The organism is Streptomyces sp. ADI95-16 (assembly GCF_003721495.1).
Taxonomy (GTDB): domain Bacteria; phylum Actinomycetota; class Actinomycetes; order Streptomycetales; family Streptomycetaceae; genus Streptomyces; species Streptomyces goshikiensis.
This window is the reverse complement of sequence record NZ_CP033581.1, coordinates 2,921,982-2,934,858: the sequence shown is the minus strand read 5'-3', so window position 1 is coordinate 2,934,858 and position 12,877 is coordinate 2,921,982. Positions and strand designations below refer to the sequence as shown.

The following is a 12,877-nucleotide window of genomic DNA, read 5'->3' as shown; positions in this document are numbered from 1 at the left end:
TCAGGCGAGCCAGAGCGCACCGTGCCGGTGACGTGCGGGCAGGACGTCCGCGTCCTCGGCACGGCCGAGGAGCAGAACGGAGCGGACGTCCGCGCGCAGCCGCTGCCGGGCGCGGCGCTCCGCCTGCGCGGCCATGACGGCCACCGAGGAGTCGCGGAGGTAGCGCGGCAGCCGGCGGACCGTGACGTGGCGCCGGAGGGCCTGCGGCCGGGCGCGGCGGCCGGCCCGCGAGGCCTCGGCGAGGCAGCGGGTGCTGAACCGCAAGTCGCGGACGAGCACGGTGTGGACGAGCTCGGCGCGGACGTGCTCGTCGCGGAGCGCGGCGTCGGGCGCCGGTCCGCGGCGGGAGCGGATGTGGTGGGCGGTGCGTGACATGGACGGCTCCGGGGACGGGCCGCCAGGCGGGTCCTGGCGGTACCTACCGGAAGCCGCGCGGGCCGTCTCCGCGAGGGCGGCGGCTCATCGGGCCGGACCGGGGCGGTGGGGGGCGACGACGCCGCGGGCCACGCCCAGGGCCACCAGGTCCTGGGGGCGGATGCGGAGCTGGTCCGCCGTGGCGGGGGCGTCCGACGGGGGGCGCTTCAAGATGGCCGCCGCCAGCTCCGGGGCGATCACCGAGAAGTAGCTGTCCGGCGTGACCCACGTGTTCCCGGGCGCGGCCAGCGCGAGGGCCCCGCCGGAGCCGCCCTCGCCGATCAGGAGCGTCGTCACCGGCACCCCGGCCGCCGCGACGGCCGCGAAGGTGTCCGCGATGGCCGCGCCGGCGCCCGCGTGTTCCGCCGCGGCGTCGTTGGCCGCGCCCGGGGTGTCCACCAGGGTGAGCACCGGGATGCCGAGCCGGTCCGCGAGCCGGATGACGCGGGCGGCCGTACGGTAGCCCGCCGGGCGGGTCGCGGTGCCGCACTGGGCGGCGTACGCGATCGCCCGCCCCTCCCGCAGCCCGAACCCGCACAGCATCCCGGGGTCCGTGCCGCCGGCCCGGTCGCCGGAGAGCGGGCGGCGCAGGTCGAAGTACGCGTCGAGGTACGCGTCGGCCCGCGGGCGGTCCGGGTGGCGGGCCTGGGAGACGGCCTCCCAGCCCGTCTCCGGGGCCCGCCCGTCGCCCGCGGAGCCCAGCGCCGCCGGGGGGTCGGCCGGCTCGACCGGCCCTCCGGCGCGGGGCCCGGCCAGCAGCCGGAGCCAGTCCGCCAGCACCCCGGGGAACTCCGCGGCCGCGACGACGGCGTCGACCTGCCCGGCGGCGTACTGGCCCTCGGCGGTGTAGGCCGCCGGATCCGCGTCCGCCGGGCGCACCCGTGAGCCGGCGAAGCCGACCTGCGCCCCGGGCAGCGCGAGGACGACGTCGGCCCCCGCCCCGAGGGTGGCCCAGCCGCCGCCGGTGGTGGGGTCGCGCAGGACGGCGATCTGCGGGAGCCCGGCGGCCCGGGTGAGCACGGACTGCCGGGCCACGCGCTGGAGCTGCGTCAGGGCGAGCATGCCCTCCTGCATCCGCGAGCCGCCGGTGGCGATGAGGGAGACGAGGGGCAGCCGGTGCGCGCGGGCGTGGGCGTAGGCGGCTTCGAGCCGGTCCCCGGTGCGTTCGCCGAGGGACCCGCCGAGGAAGCCGAACTCGAAGGAGACCAGGACGGCTTCGCGGCCGCCGACGCGGGCCGTGCCGATGACGACGGACTCCTCCTCGCCGGTCCGCCGTGCGGCGCGGGCGCGGGATTCGTCGTACCCGGCCCAGCCGAGCGGGCCGTCGGGGGGTGAATCCCGGTGGGGCGCGGGGAGTTCCGCGAAGCTGCCGGTGTCGGTCACGGAGGCGATGGCCGCGCGGGCCGGGAGACGGGTCGTCACGCCTCCACCCTAGGCGCTCCCTTGGCCGCCCCCGCGGCTGCGGCAGGTCTACGGCAGGGGGAAGGCGATCTTCACGGCGTACGCCGCCACCAGGCCGTAGCCGAGCCGGAAGGTCCAGGTCCGGGCCGCCGGGGAGATCCGGCTGCCGGCGAGGGCGCCGAGGGCGACGAGGGCCTGCTGCCACAGGAGCGAGGCGAGCGCGACGCCGGTGACGAACGCCGCCCCCGCCGCCCCCGCCCTGAGGGCGGCCCCCTGGGCGGTGGTGAGCGCGGCGAAGTACAGCGCGGTGGTGGGGTTCACGGCGGTCAGACCGACGTACCGCGCAAAAGTCCGCCCCGCCCCCGCGCCCGCACCTGTGCTCGGCCCCGCGCTCGCGCCCGAGCCGGGCCCCGGCTCTGGTCTCGCGCCTGCGCTCGGCCCTGGTTCTGTGCCCAGCTCCGTGGCCGGGCCCGCGCTCGCGCCTGCGCCCGGGGACGCGTTCGTGGGCGGGGGCGCCGGGCGGGTGGGCAGCAGGCCTCGGGTTGCGATGGTCAGGAGGATCGCGGACGCGGCGAGGCGGATCCAGGCTTCCGCCGGGGTGACGTGCGCGGCGACCCAGGGGCCGAGCGCGGTGGCCAGGGCCGCGTAGCCGAGGTCGACGGCCGCGACCCCAGCGGCCGCCGCCACCGCCGCGCGGCGCTCCCGGACCGCCTCCTGGAGCAGCAGCACGCTCATCGCACCCATCGGCATCGCCACGCCCAGGCCCGCCGCCGCACCCGACAGGGCCGGCGCCAACAGTTCGCTCATGCCGGCGAGCCTGCGCGGTCCGCCCCGGAACGCGGCGGCGCATACCGGCTCCGGCTGCGAGAATCGCGGCATGGACCGCCTCGACAGGGAAATCCTCGGCATCCTGCGGGAGGATGCGCGGATCTCGTACCGCGATCTCGGCGTCCGGGTCGGCCTCAGCGCCAACGCGTCCGCCGACCGGGTGCGGCGGATGCGCCGGGACGGGGTGATCCGCGGGTTCACCGTCCTCGTGGACCCGGCGGCCGACACGCGCGGCGGGCTGGTCGTCTTCATCGACCTCACGCTGCGCCAGGACACCACCAACGAGGAGTTCGAGCGGCGGGTCGCCCACCTGCCCGGGATCACGGAGGTCGTGCACGTCACGGGGGAGTACGACTACCTCGTACGGGCCCGGGCCGCCGACCCGGCCGCCCTCGACGCGCTGCTGCGCCGGCTCAAGCGGGAGGCCGGAGTGGCCCAGTCCAGCACCCGCATCGCCCTGCGGGCCGCCACCCGGCCCGGGTCCGTACGGCCGTAGCGGCCCGGAGGGCCCCGAGGCGGCCGGTTCCTACAGCGGCGACTCCCACGTCACCGTCGTGCCCCGGGTGCCCGATTCCGCGCGGCCGTCGTCGGAGACGGTCAGGCGGGCCCGGGCCGGGTTCGCGTCGACCCCGACCTCGATCGAGGTGACGCTGCTGCGCCGGTGGGCCGCCGCCAGCGCGCCGCGCAGCGCCGCCAGCAGATCGGCCGCGACCGGCTCCGGGAGCAGCGCGTCCACGGCCCCCGTGAAGTGGACCGACGGCTGGAAGCCCAGCAGCACCGCCGCGCCGCCCGTCTCGCGCAGGACCCGGCCCCGGAAGGTCGTCGGGGCGTCCGTCGGGGGCTGCTGGAGGGCGAAGATGGCGGTGCGGACCTCCTGGATCGTGGAGTCCAGTTCGTCGACCGCGCGGCCGAGTTCGTCCTCGACCGTGTCCCGGACGGGCGCGTTCGAGGAGCGGCGCCGGGTGCTCTCCAGCATCATCTCCGTCGCGAACAGCCGCTGGACCACCAGGTCGTGCAGGTCCCGCGCGATCCGGTCGCGGTCCTCGTACACCGCGAGCTGTTCCCGGTCGTGCTGGGCGTCCGCCAGGACGAGGGCCAGCGCGGCCTGCGAGGCGAACTGGGAGGCGAGCAGCCGGTCCACCGCGTCGTACGGGGGCCCGCCCCGGTGGCGCGGCAGGGCGAGGGTGCCGATCAGCTGGCCGCCGCTCTGGAGCGGCAGCATCATGCTCGGGCCGAAACGTTCCCGCACGTGGGTCGTCATCCGGGGGTCCGTCGCCGAGTCCTCGATGAAGACGGGCTCGCCGCCGAGCAGCTGCTCCAGGACCGCCGAACCCGGGGCGATGGACGTGCCGACCAGGTCCCCGGGGTCCCCCTGGGCGGAGGCGGCCACGATCTCCATGCCGCCCTCGGGGGTCGGCTGGAGGACCACCCCGGCCGCCGCGTCCGCCAGCAGCCGGGCCCGTTCGGCCACGCACCTCAGGGCGTCCGCCGCCGGGCGCCCGGCCAGCAGGGCGGTGGTCACGGCGGCGGCGCCCTCGATCCAGCGCTCCCGGCGGCGCGCGGTCTCGTACAGCCGGGCGTTGCCGATCGCTATGCCCGCCTGCGAGGCGAGGACCCGCAGCAGCGCGAGGTCCTCCTCCGTGAAGCCCTCGCCGCCGCGCTTCTCGGTCAGGTAGAGGTTCCCGAACACCTCGGTGTGCACCCGGATGGGGACGCCGAGGAAGCTGCGCATCCGCGGGTGGCCGGGCGGGAAGCCCTCGAAGCGAGGGTCCGCCGTCAGATCGTCCAGCAGCAGCGGGCGGCCGTCGGAGACGAGCGCGCCGAGCACGCCGGTGTGTCCGTCGGGAGGCCAGGGGATCGCGGCCCGCTCCTCCTCGGTGAACCCGGTGGTGATGAGCGCGGTCAGCCGGACGCGCTCGGGGTCGATGACCCCGAGCGCGCCGTAGCGGGCCTCGCAGAGCTCGGCCGCCGAATCCACGATGTGCTGGAGGGTGGTGTTCAGCTCCAGCTCGGAGCCGACGCTGAGGACCGCCTCCAGCAGGTAGGGGAGGGTGGACGGCCGGCCGGGCTCCGGATCGGCGAGCGTCATTCGGCCAGCGGGTTGAGGACCATGGGGGAGATCTTCCCTTCGAGCATCGCGCCGAGCCCGAGGACGGCGCACACGTCGGGGCGTTCCGCGATGGCGACGGGCATTCCGGTGGCGTCCCGCAGCATCTGGTCGAGCCCCGGCAGCAGGGCGCTGCCTCCCACCATCATGATCCCCCGGTCCGTCAGGTCGGCGACCAGGTCGGGCGGGCAGTCGCGCAGCACCTTGCCGATGCCGTCGAGGACGGCCGTCAGCGGGGTGTGGATGGCGTCCCGTACGGCCGCGGTGTCCACGTGGACGGAGCGCGCCAGTCCGGTGGCCACGTCGCGGCCGTGGATCAGGGTGGACGCCGGGCCCTCGGCGGTGAGGCCGTTGCCGTGCAGGGCCAGCTGGAGCGGCCGGACGGCCTGGCTGGGCAGCATCAGCTCGTGCGCGTGGCGCAGGTGCTGGACGACGGCGTGGTCGATGGCCTCGCCGCCGACCGGGATCCGCTCGGCCGTGACGATCGAGCCGAGCGAGAGCACCGCAACCTGGGTGGCCGCCGCCCCGCACACCATGATCATCGTCGCGGTCGGCTGCTCCACGGGCAGGCCGCAGCCGACGGCCGCCGCGATCAGGGTGTCGACCAGCTCGACGCGCCGGGCGCCGAGCCCGACCATCGTCTCCACGGTCGCGCGCTGCGCGAGCGGGTCGGCGTCGTGCGGGGTGCAGGCGGCGGCCCGCAGCCGGGGCTTGCGGCGCAGGGCGCGCCGCAGCTTCTCGCCGAGGAGGTGACGCAGCATCCGCTGGGCCATCTCGATGTCGACGACGGTGCCGCCGGAGACGGGGCGTACGACCCGGATGTAGTCGGGCGTGCGGCCGGTCATCCGCTCGGCGAAGCTCCCGACGGCGATGAGCGCGCCGGTGCGGGTATTCACCGCGGCGACGCTGGGCTCGTCGACGACGAGGCCGGCGCCCTTGACGTACACGCGGGTCCTGGCCGCGCCCAGGTCGACGGCGACGTGGCAGCGACGCAACTGCTCAAGACTGACGGTCACGGCAGATCCTCCCGAGAGCGCTGGCGCAAGAAGACCGGTGAATGCCGGTCGTAATTCATATCTTCTCGGGTTATTCGGTCATCTCGCCCGTTGTGGTGCTCCGGTCGGGTGCGCCGAGGGGGTGGCTCCGGTGCTGCACGGGGGTGGATTTCTGTACCGACAGGCAGCAGCATGCGCACACCGCCCGCGCTACTCGCGCGTAACAAGGTAAAGGGGACCCGATGCTGACGCCCCGCCAGCGAATCCTGGCGCTCCTGACGCTCTGCCTGGCCCTGCTCGCGCCCTTCCCGGCCCAGGCGGCGGGCCGGACCCCGCACTGGTCGGCCGCCCAAGCCCCCGGGCGGGCCGCGCTCCGCGTTCCGGTGGTCCTTGTGCACGGGTACAACGCCGACCCGGGCGTCTGGGGCGCCCTGCGCGAGGACCTGAAGGCCGCCGGGTACGCCGACTCGGAGCTCTTCTCATGGGGTTACGACACCCACCGGTCCGTCAACGAGGTGCTCGCCGGGCAGCTCGGCGCGTACGTCGAGCAGGTCCGCCGGCGGACCGGCGCCGCCCGGGTCGACATCGTGGCGCACTCGTTCGGCTCCCTCGTCGGCCGCTGGTACGTCGGCTTCGGCGGCGGCACGGCGACCGTGAACCACCTGGTCTCGCTGGCCGGACCCAACCACGGCACCTCCACCGCCTGGGCGTGCGCCCTGTGGGACCAGGCGTGCCGGGACATGACCCCCGGTTCGTACGTGGTGAAGAGCCTGGCGGGCGGGGACGAGACCCCCGGCGCGGTCAAGTACGCGACCTTCTGGTCGAACTGCGACGAGGTCGTCAACCCGGACGCCAGCGTCCCCCTCACCGGGGCCGTCAACACACCGGTCGGCTGCCTGAAGCACAACGACCTGCTCGGCGACGAAGCCACCTCGGCCGGCGTCCGCGCCTTCCTCGCCTCCTAGGCCCTGTCGTCAAAGTGGCGCCGGGCGTCGCGGGCCCGGCGCCACTTTGACGACAGGGCCTAGGACCCGCCGGGCGATCCCGGCGGGTCCGCCTCCACCCCGTCGACGAGGACCCGCTGGAGCAGGCCGTACGTGAACTCCGCCACGCACGGCCGCCCGCGCGCGGCGAACGCCAGCCGCCACCGGGTCGGCGCGGTGCCCTCCATGGGGCGTACGGGAGCGAAGGCGCGGGCCACCTCGTCCACCGTGGCCGACCAGGGCCGCAGGTCCTGCGGCCCCTCCAGTACGGGTCCCGGCGCGCCCGGGGCCCGCACCAGCCACTCGTTCCAGACGGCGCCGTCCGGCCCGGCCAGCACCTCGAAGCGCAGGTCCGGCCAGAGCGGCACCGGCCACAGCAGGGCCTCGCACTCCAGGTCCCCGATGGTGCGGGCGGACACCGACTCCGGCGGGCCGAGCACCGAGCGGTAGCGGGCCAGCGCCCCGCGCGAACGCCGTGAGCGGACCATCGCCTGCCAGCGCTTGTTGGCCTCCCGCTGCTTGGCGAGGGAGGCGCCCAGCCGCAGCCGGGCCGCCTCCGCGAGTTCGGGCCGGAAGTCGGCCATCCGGCGCAGCAGAACCAGCTGGAAGGAGCCCGGCCCGAAGCGGCCCGGGGGAGGTGACGCTGTCATGGAGGCCACGATTCCACACAGGATCCTTACGTTCCCGCGACATGGATGTTGTGCGGGACCACGTAGCCTGCGGGCGCCATGAACTACTGCCACGCCTGCCGGAGGCACCTCAACGGCGCACTGGCGTGCGCCGGGTGCGGAACCCCGGCCGAGTACCTGACACCCGCCGCCCCGGGCGCCCCCGCCGCGCCCGGAATTCCGCCGGGGTACGCCGCTCCGACGGGGTACGAGGCCGCGCCGACCGGGTACGAGGCCCCGACCGGGTACGAGGCTGCCCGCAACGGGTACGACGCCCCGACCGGGTACGACGCCGCGTCCGCCGGGCCGGTGCCGCCCGGGGGTGAGCCCGAGGGGGACTGGGTCGTCACGCTGTCGGCGGCGAACGAGCGCCGCCCGGGGGCCCGCCGCCGGAGCGCGAACCGCCGGCGCGGCCGGACCGGGATGAGCATCGGGCTCGGCCTGGTGCTGGCCGTCGGGGGCTCGGTGGCGGTGGCCCGGATGGCGACCGACGCGGAGGGTTCCGACCGGGCCTCCAAGGTGATGCTGACCGACGACGCCGGGCCGGACCAGCCGGCTCCGCTGCCGAGCCGGGCGCCCGCCGCGCCCTCGGCGCTGCCGTCGGCGAAGGGCCACGCGGCCTCGAAGGCCGCCGCCGGGGCTTCGAAGCCGGCCTCCCCGGGGCAGTCCCCGGACGGCGGCGCGCAGCCCGGGCCGGGTGGAAGCGCCTCCGCCTCCGGGCAGCCGGGGCCGTCGCAGGGCGCCGCCGGGGGCGGGTCCAACGTAAAGCCGTCGAGGTCCGGACAGCCGTCGCCGAGCGGTTCCGCGAGCACGAGTACGAGCACGAGCGCGACCGCGCCCACCCCGGGGCCCGCTACGCCCTCCCCGCAGCCGAGCCCGACCAAGACCAAGGGCTGCGTGCTCTGGATCTTCTGCTGAGGCCCGGCGCGTCCGGCCGGGCCCGCCGGTCCGGCCGGGCCCGCCGGATCAGCCCAGCATCCGCCTGAGCAGGTCCCGCAGCGCCGTCCGCTCGGCCGTCGACAGCCCGCCCAGCGGCTCCCGCGCGAAGTCCAGCGACTCGCGCAGCCGGTCCGCCGTCTGCAGGCCCTCCTCCGTCGGCGCGGCCAGCTTCACCCTGCGGTCGGCCGGATCCGGCAGCCGCTCCACCAGCCCGCGGGTCTCCAGCCGGTCCACGATGCCGGTGATGTTCGAGGGCTCGCACCGCAGCTTCTGCGCGATCTTGCGCATCGGCATGGGCGTGGGCTCCAGCGACAGCATGGTCAGCACCCTGGCCTGGGCTCCGGTGAGCTGGTGCCGGCCGGCCGCGTGCTCGTACTCCACGTGGTAGCGGGCCACGACATCGCCGATGAGTTCGACGACCTCAAGGGTCAGGGGGTCTGCGCGACGACTGGGCATGGAGCCAGCGTACCCATTTACTTGACAACATGAAATATCCAGGCGCATGGTTGTTTCACCTAGTGAAGTATTTCTTCGCCGGTCCGCCTTCCTTCCTCAGGAGCTCCGCATGTCTTTCGAGATCCCCGCCGTCAGCCGTGAGTGGCACCTCGTCCGTCGCCCGCAGGGCTGGCCCGTCGCCGAGGACTTCGCCCTGCGCGAGGCCCCGGTGAACGCCGAGCCCGCCGCCGGCCGGATCCTCGTGCGCAACCTCCACATGTCCGTGGACCCCTACATGCGCGGCCGGATGAACGACGCGAAGTCCTACGTCCCGCCGTTCCAGCTGGACGAGCCCATGCAGGGCGGGGCGGTCGGCGAGGTCGTCGCCTCCGCCGACGAGCGCTTCGCGGTCGGTGACCACGTCCTGCACCACCTCGGCTGGCGCGAGTACGCGGAGCTCGACGCCGCGCACGCCACCAAGGTCGACGCCGCCCTCGCCCCGCTCTCCGCCTACCTCGGCGTCCTCGGCATGCCGGGCCTGACCGCCTACGCCGGCCTCTTCGAGGTCGCCTCCTTCAAGGAGGGCGACTCCGTCTTCGTCTCCGGCGCCGCCGGTGCCGTCGGCAGCCTCGTCGGCCAGTTCGCCAGGATCAAGGGCGCCTCCCGGGTGATCGGCTCCGCCGGCTCGGACGAGAAGGTGAAGCTCCTCACGGAGAAGTACGGCTTCGACGCCGCCTTCAACTACAAGAGCGGCCCCGTCGCGCAGCAACTGCCCGAGGCCGCCCCCGAGGGCATCGACGTCTACTTCGACAACGTCGGCGGTGACCACCTGGAGGCCGCCATCTCCTCGATGAAGGTGCACGGCCGCGCCACCCTGTGCGGGGCCATCGCCCACTACAACGACACCGAGGCCGCCCCCGGCCCGCGCAACCTGATGCAGGTCATCGGCAAGCGGCTGCGCCTCCAGGGCGTACTGGTCAGCGACCACGCCGGCATCCAGGAGCAGTTCGTCCAGGACGTGGCCGGCTGGCTGCGCTCGGGCGAGCTCGTGGCCGACGAGACGGTCGTCGAGGGCGTGGAGAACGCGACCGACGCGTTCCTCGGAATGCTGCGCGGGGACAACACCGGAAAGATGATCGTTTCTTTCACCGGCTAGGCTCACTCCACACCGTCGCGATCGTGGGCGCGAGTCGCGGCGAACACCAGGAGGATCCCCTTACATGTCCATCCAGCAGTCCGACGTTCTGTACACCGCCGTCGCCACCGCCGAGAACGGCCGTGACGGTCGCGTCGCGACCAGCGACGGTCAGCTCGACGTCGTGGTGAACCCGCCCAAGCAGATGGGTGGCAGTGGCGCCGGCACCAACCCGGAGCAGCTGTTCGCCGCCGGCTACAGCGCCTGCTTCCAGGGCGCGCTCGGCGTCGTCGCGCGCAACGAGAACGCGGACGTCTCCGGTTCCACCGTCACCGCCGAGGTCGGCATCGGCAAGAACGACGACGGCTTCGGCCTGATCGTCAAGATCACGGCCTCGATCCCGAACGTGGACGCCGCCACCGCCAAGGACCTCATCGGGAAGGCCCACCAGGTCTGCCCGTACTCCAAGGCGACCCGTGGCAACATCACCGTCGAGCTCGCCGTCTGATCCGGCACCTCGCCCGCCGCAGGCCGCACCCCGCACCGGGGTGCGGCCTGCGCCGTACGCGGTCTTAAGCTGGACCCATGCGTGATCTTGCGGGAGGATTCGGCCATCTGCTGGCCGGTCAGCGATGGGTGTTCCGGCACGGCCGCTGGCTGGGCTTCGGCCTGCTGCCGGGGCTGGTGTCGCTGGTGCTGTACACGGGCGCCCTCATCGGGCTCGGCTACGGCGCCGACGACCTCACCGCCTGGGCCACGCCCTTCGCCGACGGCTGGTCCGCGCCGTGGCTCGGGCTCTTCCGGGGCTTCCTGACCGGCCTGGTCTTCTGCCTCGGCCTCTTCCTCGCGGTGATCACCTTCACCGCGGTGACCCTGCTCATCGGCCAGCCCTTCTACGAGTCCCTCTCGGAGCAGGTCGACCGCACCGAGGGCGGCGCGGTCCCCGAGTCCGGGCTCTCGCTGGGACGGGAGCTGTGGATCTCGGCCCGGGACAGCCTGAAGGTGCTCGGCCGGGTGGCCCTGTACGGGATCCTGCTGTTCGCCCTCGGGTTCATCCCGGTCGTCGGGCAGACGGTGGTCCCGGCCATCGGGTTCTGCGTCTCCGGGTACTTCCTCACCGAGGAGCTCACCGCCGTCGCGCTCCAGCGGCGCAGGACGGAGCTGGCCGAGCGGCTGGTGCTGCTGCGGTCGCGGCGGATGCTGGTGCTCGGGTTCGGGGTGCCGCTGGTGCTGGCGTTCCTGGTGCCGCTGGTGGCGGTGTTCCTGATGCCGGGGGCGGTGGCGGGGGCCACGCTGATGGCGCGGGAGCTGCTGGGGGAGGACGACAGCGCGGATGAGGCGGCTGCCGGGCCGGACGCCGATGGCGCGCGCCCGCAGCGGTTCCAGCCGCAGCCCCAGCAGTCCCAGCCGCCCGCCGGCGGGGGTTTCGGGCCGCCGCCGCGCATGTAGCGGCCGCGGCGGGGTGCCGCGGGCGCGCCCGGCTAGCCGACGTCCGCCGTCACCACCGACGGCGTACGGTCGTCCGCCTCGGCGAGCGGCGCCCCGCCCGGGGCCCATACCGCGGCGCGCCCGCAGCCCGTCCACGGGCCCGCCGGGCCCACGTGGTTGGCGAGGACGACGTACAGCCCCTGCTCCCGCGCGATCCCGGGATACACGGTGGCCCGCTCCCCGATCCCCTCGCCCGTCCCGTAGAGCGAGCTCGCCAGGTGGACCCGGCAGCCGTCCGCCGCGGCCCGGCCGGTCAGCGCGGGGAAGTGGTTGTCGTAGCAGACGCCCAGGGAGAAGCGGATCCCGCCGAGTTCGAAGCGGCCGTCGGTGTCACCGGCCGCGAAGGCGCCCCGCTCGTGGCGGAAGAGGTGCCGTTTCGCGTACGTGGTCACATGCGCGCCGTCCGCCCCGTAGACCAGCGTCGCGATGGCGGGGCTCGGGCCCCCGGTGCGCAGGGCGACGTTCACGGCGGTGGCGATGCCGGCCGAGCGGAGCGGGTCGAGGCGCGGGTCGTCGGCGCCGGCGATCCACAGGCCGGGGTCGGCCGTCAGCGCCTCCAGCTCGTACCCGGTGAGCGTGAGCTCGGGGAACACGACCAGTTCGGCGCCCTGCTCGCGGGCCCGGCCGGCCAGGGCGGCCGCCAGCGCGGTGTTCGCGGGGACATCGGCCGGGACACAGGTCAGCTGGGCTGCGGCGATCTTCACCGGCTCAGGATGCCAGCCCGGCCGCCGGGGCCGTCCGGGCAGGGGGGTCGACGTACCGGTGCGCCCCGGGCGATGCTTCAACTGCCCGTTTTTTCAGGGGAGTTGATGGAGGCGGCCCGATGCCCGACTGGCTCTTTGTCGTCCTCGCGGCCGCGGCCGTGGTGCTGTGCACCCGGTCGATCCGGGTCAGCGGCGCCGGCCTGCGCCTCGCCGTCCTCTATGTGGTCGTGATGAACGCGCTGCTGCTGTGGGTGGTGTGGAAGAACGGGCCGTCCTGGTCGCTGCCGGTGGTGGGCGCCGTCTCCCTGGTGGCCGCGGTCTACAACCTGCTCGCCGCCGTACGCACCACGATGGGACGGATCCAGCGGATCGGCGTCCCGGTGTTCCGCACCCTGGTGCGGCGGGTGGCGGACGCGCGGGGCCCGCAGGTCATGGGCGTCTGCGTGCTGTTCAGCGGAATCGTCGTGCTCACCGCCTTCACCGACGACGAGCACCCCGAGGGCATGCAGTTCCACGTCCTGCCCGGACAGGACTGCCCGTTCTGCCTGCTGGAGGACCAGATCCGGGACTTCCTCGGCGAGGCGGACCCGCTGCTCGACGAGTACCGGGGCCACCTGAGGACCGGCAGCAGCCGCCACCTGCTCGTCAGGCGCGCCTCGGCGGCCGACCCCTGGACGGGCCGCCTGCGCGACCGCGCGTACTACCGCGTGCCCTCGGCGGCCCGGCGTCCGCGCTGCCCGGTCCACGACCCGCTGCTCGCGGCCTGAGCCCGGCCGTCAG

Annotated in this window: 15 protein-coding genes; 7 read left to right on the top strand and 8 right to left on the bottom strand. The window is 74.8% G+C overall.

Annotation, left to right across the window (positions count from 1 at the left end; translation table 11 throughout):
• From EES41_RS12825 to EES41_RS12815, 3 genes are all read right to left on the bottom strand, one after another.
• Nucleotides 1–375, bottom strand: coding sequence for a hypothetical protein (locus EES41_RS12825; RefSeq protein ID WP_254211422.1), 375 nt, complete (start codon nucleotides 373–375; stop codon nucleotides 1–3).
• Between the two features lie 84 nt (nucleotides 376–459).
• Nucleotides 460–1,836, bottom strand: a complete 1,377-nt coding sequence (locus tag EES41_RS12820) for a carboxyl transferase domain-containing protein (RefSeq protein WP_174261681.1) — start codon at nucleotides 1,834–1,836, stop codon at nucleotides 460–462.
• A gap of 48 nt (nucleotides 1,837–1,884) precedes the next feature.
• Nucleotides 1,885–2,622, bottom strand: coding sequence for a hypothetical protein (locus tag EES41_RS12815; RefSeq protein ID WP_164495819.1), 738 nt, complete (start codon nucleotides 2,620–2,622; stop codon nucleotides 1,885–1,887).
• Between the two features lie 70 nt (nucleotides 2,623–2,692).
• On the opposite strand from EES41_RS12815, the gene EES41_RS12810 reads away from it, so the two are divergent.
• Nucleotides 2,693–3,139 carry an Lrp/AsnC family transcriptional regulator gene (locus EES41_RS12810; protein ID WP_123078166.1) on the top strand — a complete coding sequence of 149 codons (447 nt, stop codon included), beginning with the start codon at nucleotides 2,693–2,695 and terminating at the stop codon, nucleotides 3,137–3,139.
• Between the two features lie 30 nt (nucleotides 3,140–3,169).
• On the opposite strand, the gene EES41_RS12805 is transcribed toward EES41_RS12810, so the two are convergent.
• Complete coding sequence (locus EES41_RS12805) at nucleotides 3,170–4,732, bottom strand: GAF domain-containing protein (protein WP_123078164.1); 1,563 nt, start codon at nucleotides 4,730–4,732, stop codon at nucleotides 3,170–3,172.
• Nucleotides 4,729–5,766 (bottom strand): rod shape-determining protein, encoded by a 1,038-nt coding sequence (locus EES41_RS12800; protein ID WP_037797568.1) that lies wholly within the window; start codon nucleotides 5,764–5,766, stop codon nucleotides 4,729–4,731. Before EES41_RS12800 ends, EES41_RS12805 begins: the two co-directional genes overlap by 4 nt.
• A 221-nt stretch (nucleotides 5,767–5,987) precedes the next feature.
• On the opposite strand from EES41_RS12800, the gene EES41_RS12795 reads away from it, so the two are divergent.
• Nucleotides 5,988–6,710: a triacylglycerol lipase gene (locus EES41_RS12795; RefSeq protein WP_123078162.1), complete on the top strand. Its 723-nt coding sequence runs from the start codon at nucleotides 5,988–5,990 to the stop codon at nucleotides 6,708–6,710.
• Nucleotides 6,711–6,769: 59 nt separating this feature from the next.
• On the opposite strand, the gene EES41_RS12790 is transcribed toward EES41_RS12795, so the two are convergent.
• Nucleotides 6,770–7,378 (bottom strand): hypothetical protein, encoded by a 609-nt coding sequence (locus tag EES41_RS12790; RefSeq protein WP_123082422.1) that lies wholly within the window; start codon nucleotides 7,376–7,378, stop codon nucleotides 6,770–6,772.
• A gap of 78 nt (nucleotides 7,379–7,456) precedes the next feature.
• Between EES41_RS12790 and EES41_RS12785 the strand changes: the two genes are divergently transcribed.
• A complete protein-coding gene (locus EES41_RS12785) occupies nucleotides 7,457–8,314 on the top strand; it encodes a hypothetical protein (protein WP_123078160.1) in 858 nt (285 codons plus the stop codon).
• A 48-nt stretch (nucleotides 8,315–8,362) separates the two neighbouring features.
• Here EES41_RS12785 and EES41_RS12780 read toward each other — a convergent pair whose 3' ends face one another.
• Nucleotides 8,363–8,791 carry a MarR family winged helix-turn-helix transcriptional regulator gene (locus tag EES41_RS12780; protein WP_123078158.1) on the bottom strand — a complete coding sequence of 143 codons (429 nt, stop codon included), beginning with the start codon at nucleotides 8,789–8,791 and terminating at the stop codon, nucleotides 8,363–8,365.
• 109 nt (nucleotides 8,792–8,900) lie between these two features.
• Between EES41_RS12780 and EES41_RS12775 the strand changes: the two genes are divergently transcribed.
• The 3 genes from EES41_RS12775 to EES41_RS12765 all read left to right on the top strand — a co-directional run bounded on the left by EES41_RS12775 (nucleotide 8,901) and on the right by EES41_RS12765 (nucleotide 11,354).
• Nucleotides 8,901–9,926: an NADP-dependent oxidoreductase gene (locus EES41_RS12775; RefSeq protein ID WP_123078156.1), complete on the top strand. Its 1,026-nt coding sequence runs from the start codon at nucleotides 8,901–8,903 to the stop codon at nucleotides 9,924–9,926.
• 64 nt (nucleotides 9,927–9,990) lie between these two features.
• The gene (locus EES41_RS12770; RefSeq protein WP_123078154.1) at nucleotides 9,991–10,413 is read left to right on the top strand and encodes an organic hydroperoxide resistance protein; all 423 of its coding nucleotides are present in this window, start codon (nucleotides 9,991–9,993) and stop codon (nucleotides 10,411–10,413) included.
• A 77-nt stretch (nucleotides 10,414–10,490) separates the two neighbouring features.
• A complete protein-coding gene (locus EES41_RS12765; RefSeq protein ID WP_123078152.1) occupies nucleotides 10,491–11,354 on the top strand; it encodes an EI24 domain-containing protein in 864 nt (287 codons plus the stop codon).
• Between the two features lie 32 nt (nucleotides 11,355–11,386).
• Here EES41_RS12765 and EES41_RS12760 read toward each other — a convergent pair whose 3' ends face one another.
• The gene (locus EES41_RS12760) at nucleotides 11,387–12,097 is read right to left on the bottom strand and encodes a carbon-nitrogen hydrolase family protein (RefSeq protein WP_123078150.1); all 711 of its coding nucleotides are present in this window, start codon (nucleotides 12,095–12,097) and stop codon (nucleotides 11,387–11,389) included.
• Nucleotides 12,098–12,216: 119 nt separating this feature from the next.
• On the opposite strand from EES41_RS12760, the gene EES41_RS12755 reads away from it, so the two are divergent.
• Nucleotides 12,217–12,864 (top strand): hypothetical protein, encoded by a 648-nt coding sequence (locus tag EES41_RS12755; RefSeq protein WP_123078148.1) that lies wholly within the window; start codon nucleotides 12,217–12,219, stop codon nucleotides 12,862–12,864.
• Nucleotides 12,865–12,877: the final 13 nt, after the last annotated feature.

Coding starts and splice junctions, on each gene's coding strand:
- EES41_RS12825 (WP_254211422.1), bottom strand. CDS start 375: ATGTCACGCACCGCCCACCACATCCGCTCCCGCCGCGGACCGGCGCCC.
- EES41_RS12815 (WP_164495819.1), bottom strand. CDS start 2,622: ATGAGCGAACTGTTGGCGCCGGCCCTGTCGGGTGCGGCGGCGGGCCTG.
- EES41_RS12810 (WP_123078166.1), top strand. CDS start 2,693: ATGGACCGCCTCGACAGGGAAATCCTCGGCATCCTGCGGGAGGATGCG.
- EES41_RS12805 (WP_123078164.1), bottom strand. CDS start 4,732: ATGACGCTCGCCGATCCGGAGCCCGGCCGGCCGTCCACCCTCCCCTAC.
- EES41_RS12795 (WP_123078162.1), top strand. CDS start 5,988: ATGCTGACGCCCCGCCAGCGAATCCTGGCGCTCCTGACGCTCTGCCTG.
- EES41_RS12790 (WP_123082422.1), bottom strand. CDS start 7,378: ATGACAGCGTCACCTCCCCCGGGCCGCTTCGGGCCGGGCTCCTTCCAG.
- EES41_RS12785 (WP_123078160.1), top strand. CDS start 7,457: ATGAACTACTGCCACGCCTGCCGGAGGCACCTCAACGGCGCACTGGCG.
- EES41_RS12780 (WP_123078158.1), bottom strand. CDS start 8,791: ATGCCCAGTCGTCGCGCAGACCCCCTGACCCTTGAGGTCGTCGAACTC.
- EES41_RS12775 (WP_123078156.1), top strand. CDS start 8,901: ATGTCTTTCGAGATCCCCGCCGTCAGCCGTGAGTGGCACCTCGTCCGT.
- EES41_RS12770 (WP_123078154.1), top strand. CDS start 9,991: ATGTCCATCCAGCAGTCCGACGTTCTGTACACCGCCGTCGCCACCGCC.
- EES41_RS12765 (WP_123078152.1), top strand. CDS start 10,491: ATGCGTGATCTTGCGGGAGGATTCGGCCATCTGCTGGCCGGTCAGCGA.
- EES41_RS12755 (WP_123078148.1), top strand. CDS start 12,217: ATGCCCGACTGGCTCTTTGTCGTCCTCGCGGCCGCGGCCGTGGTGCTG.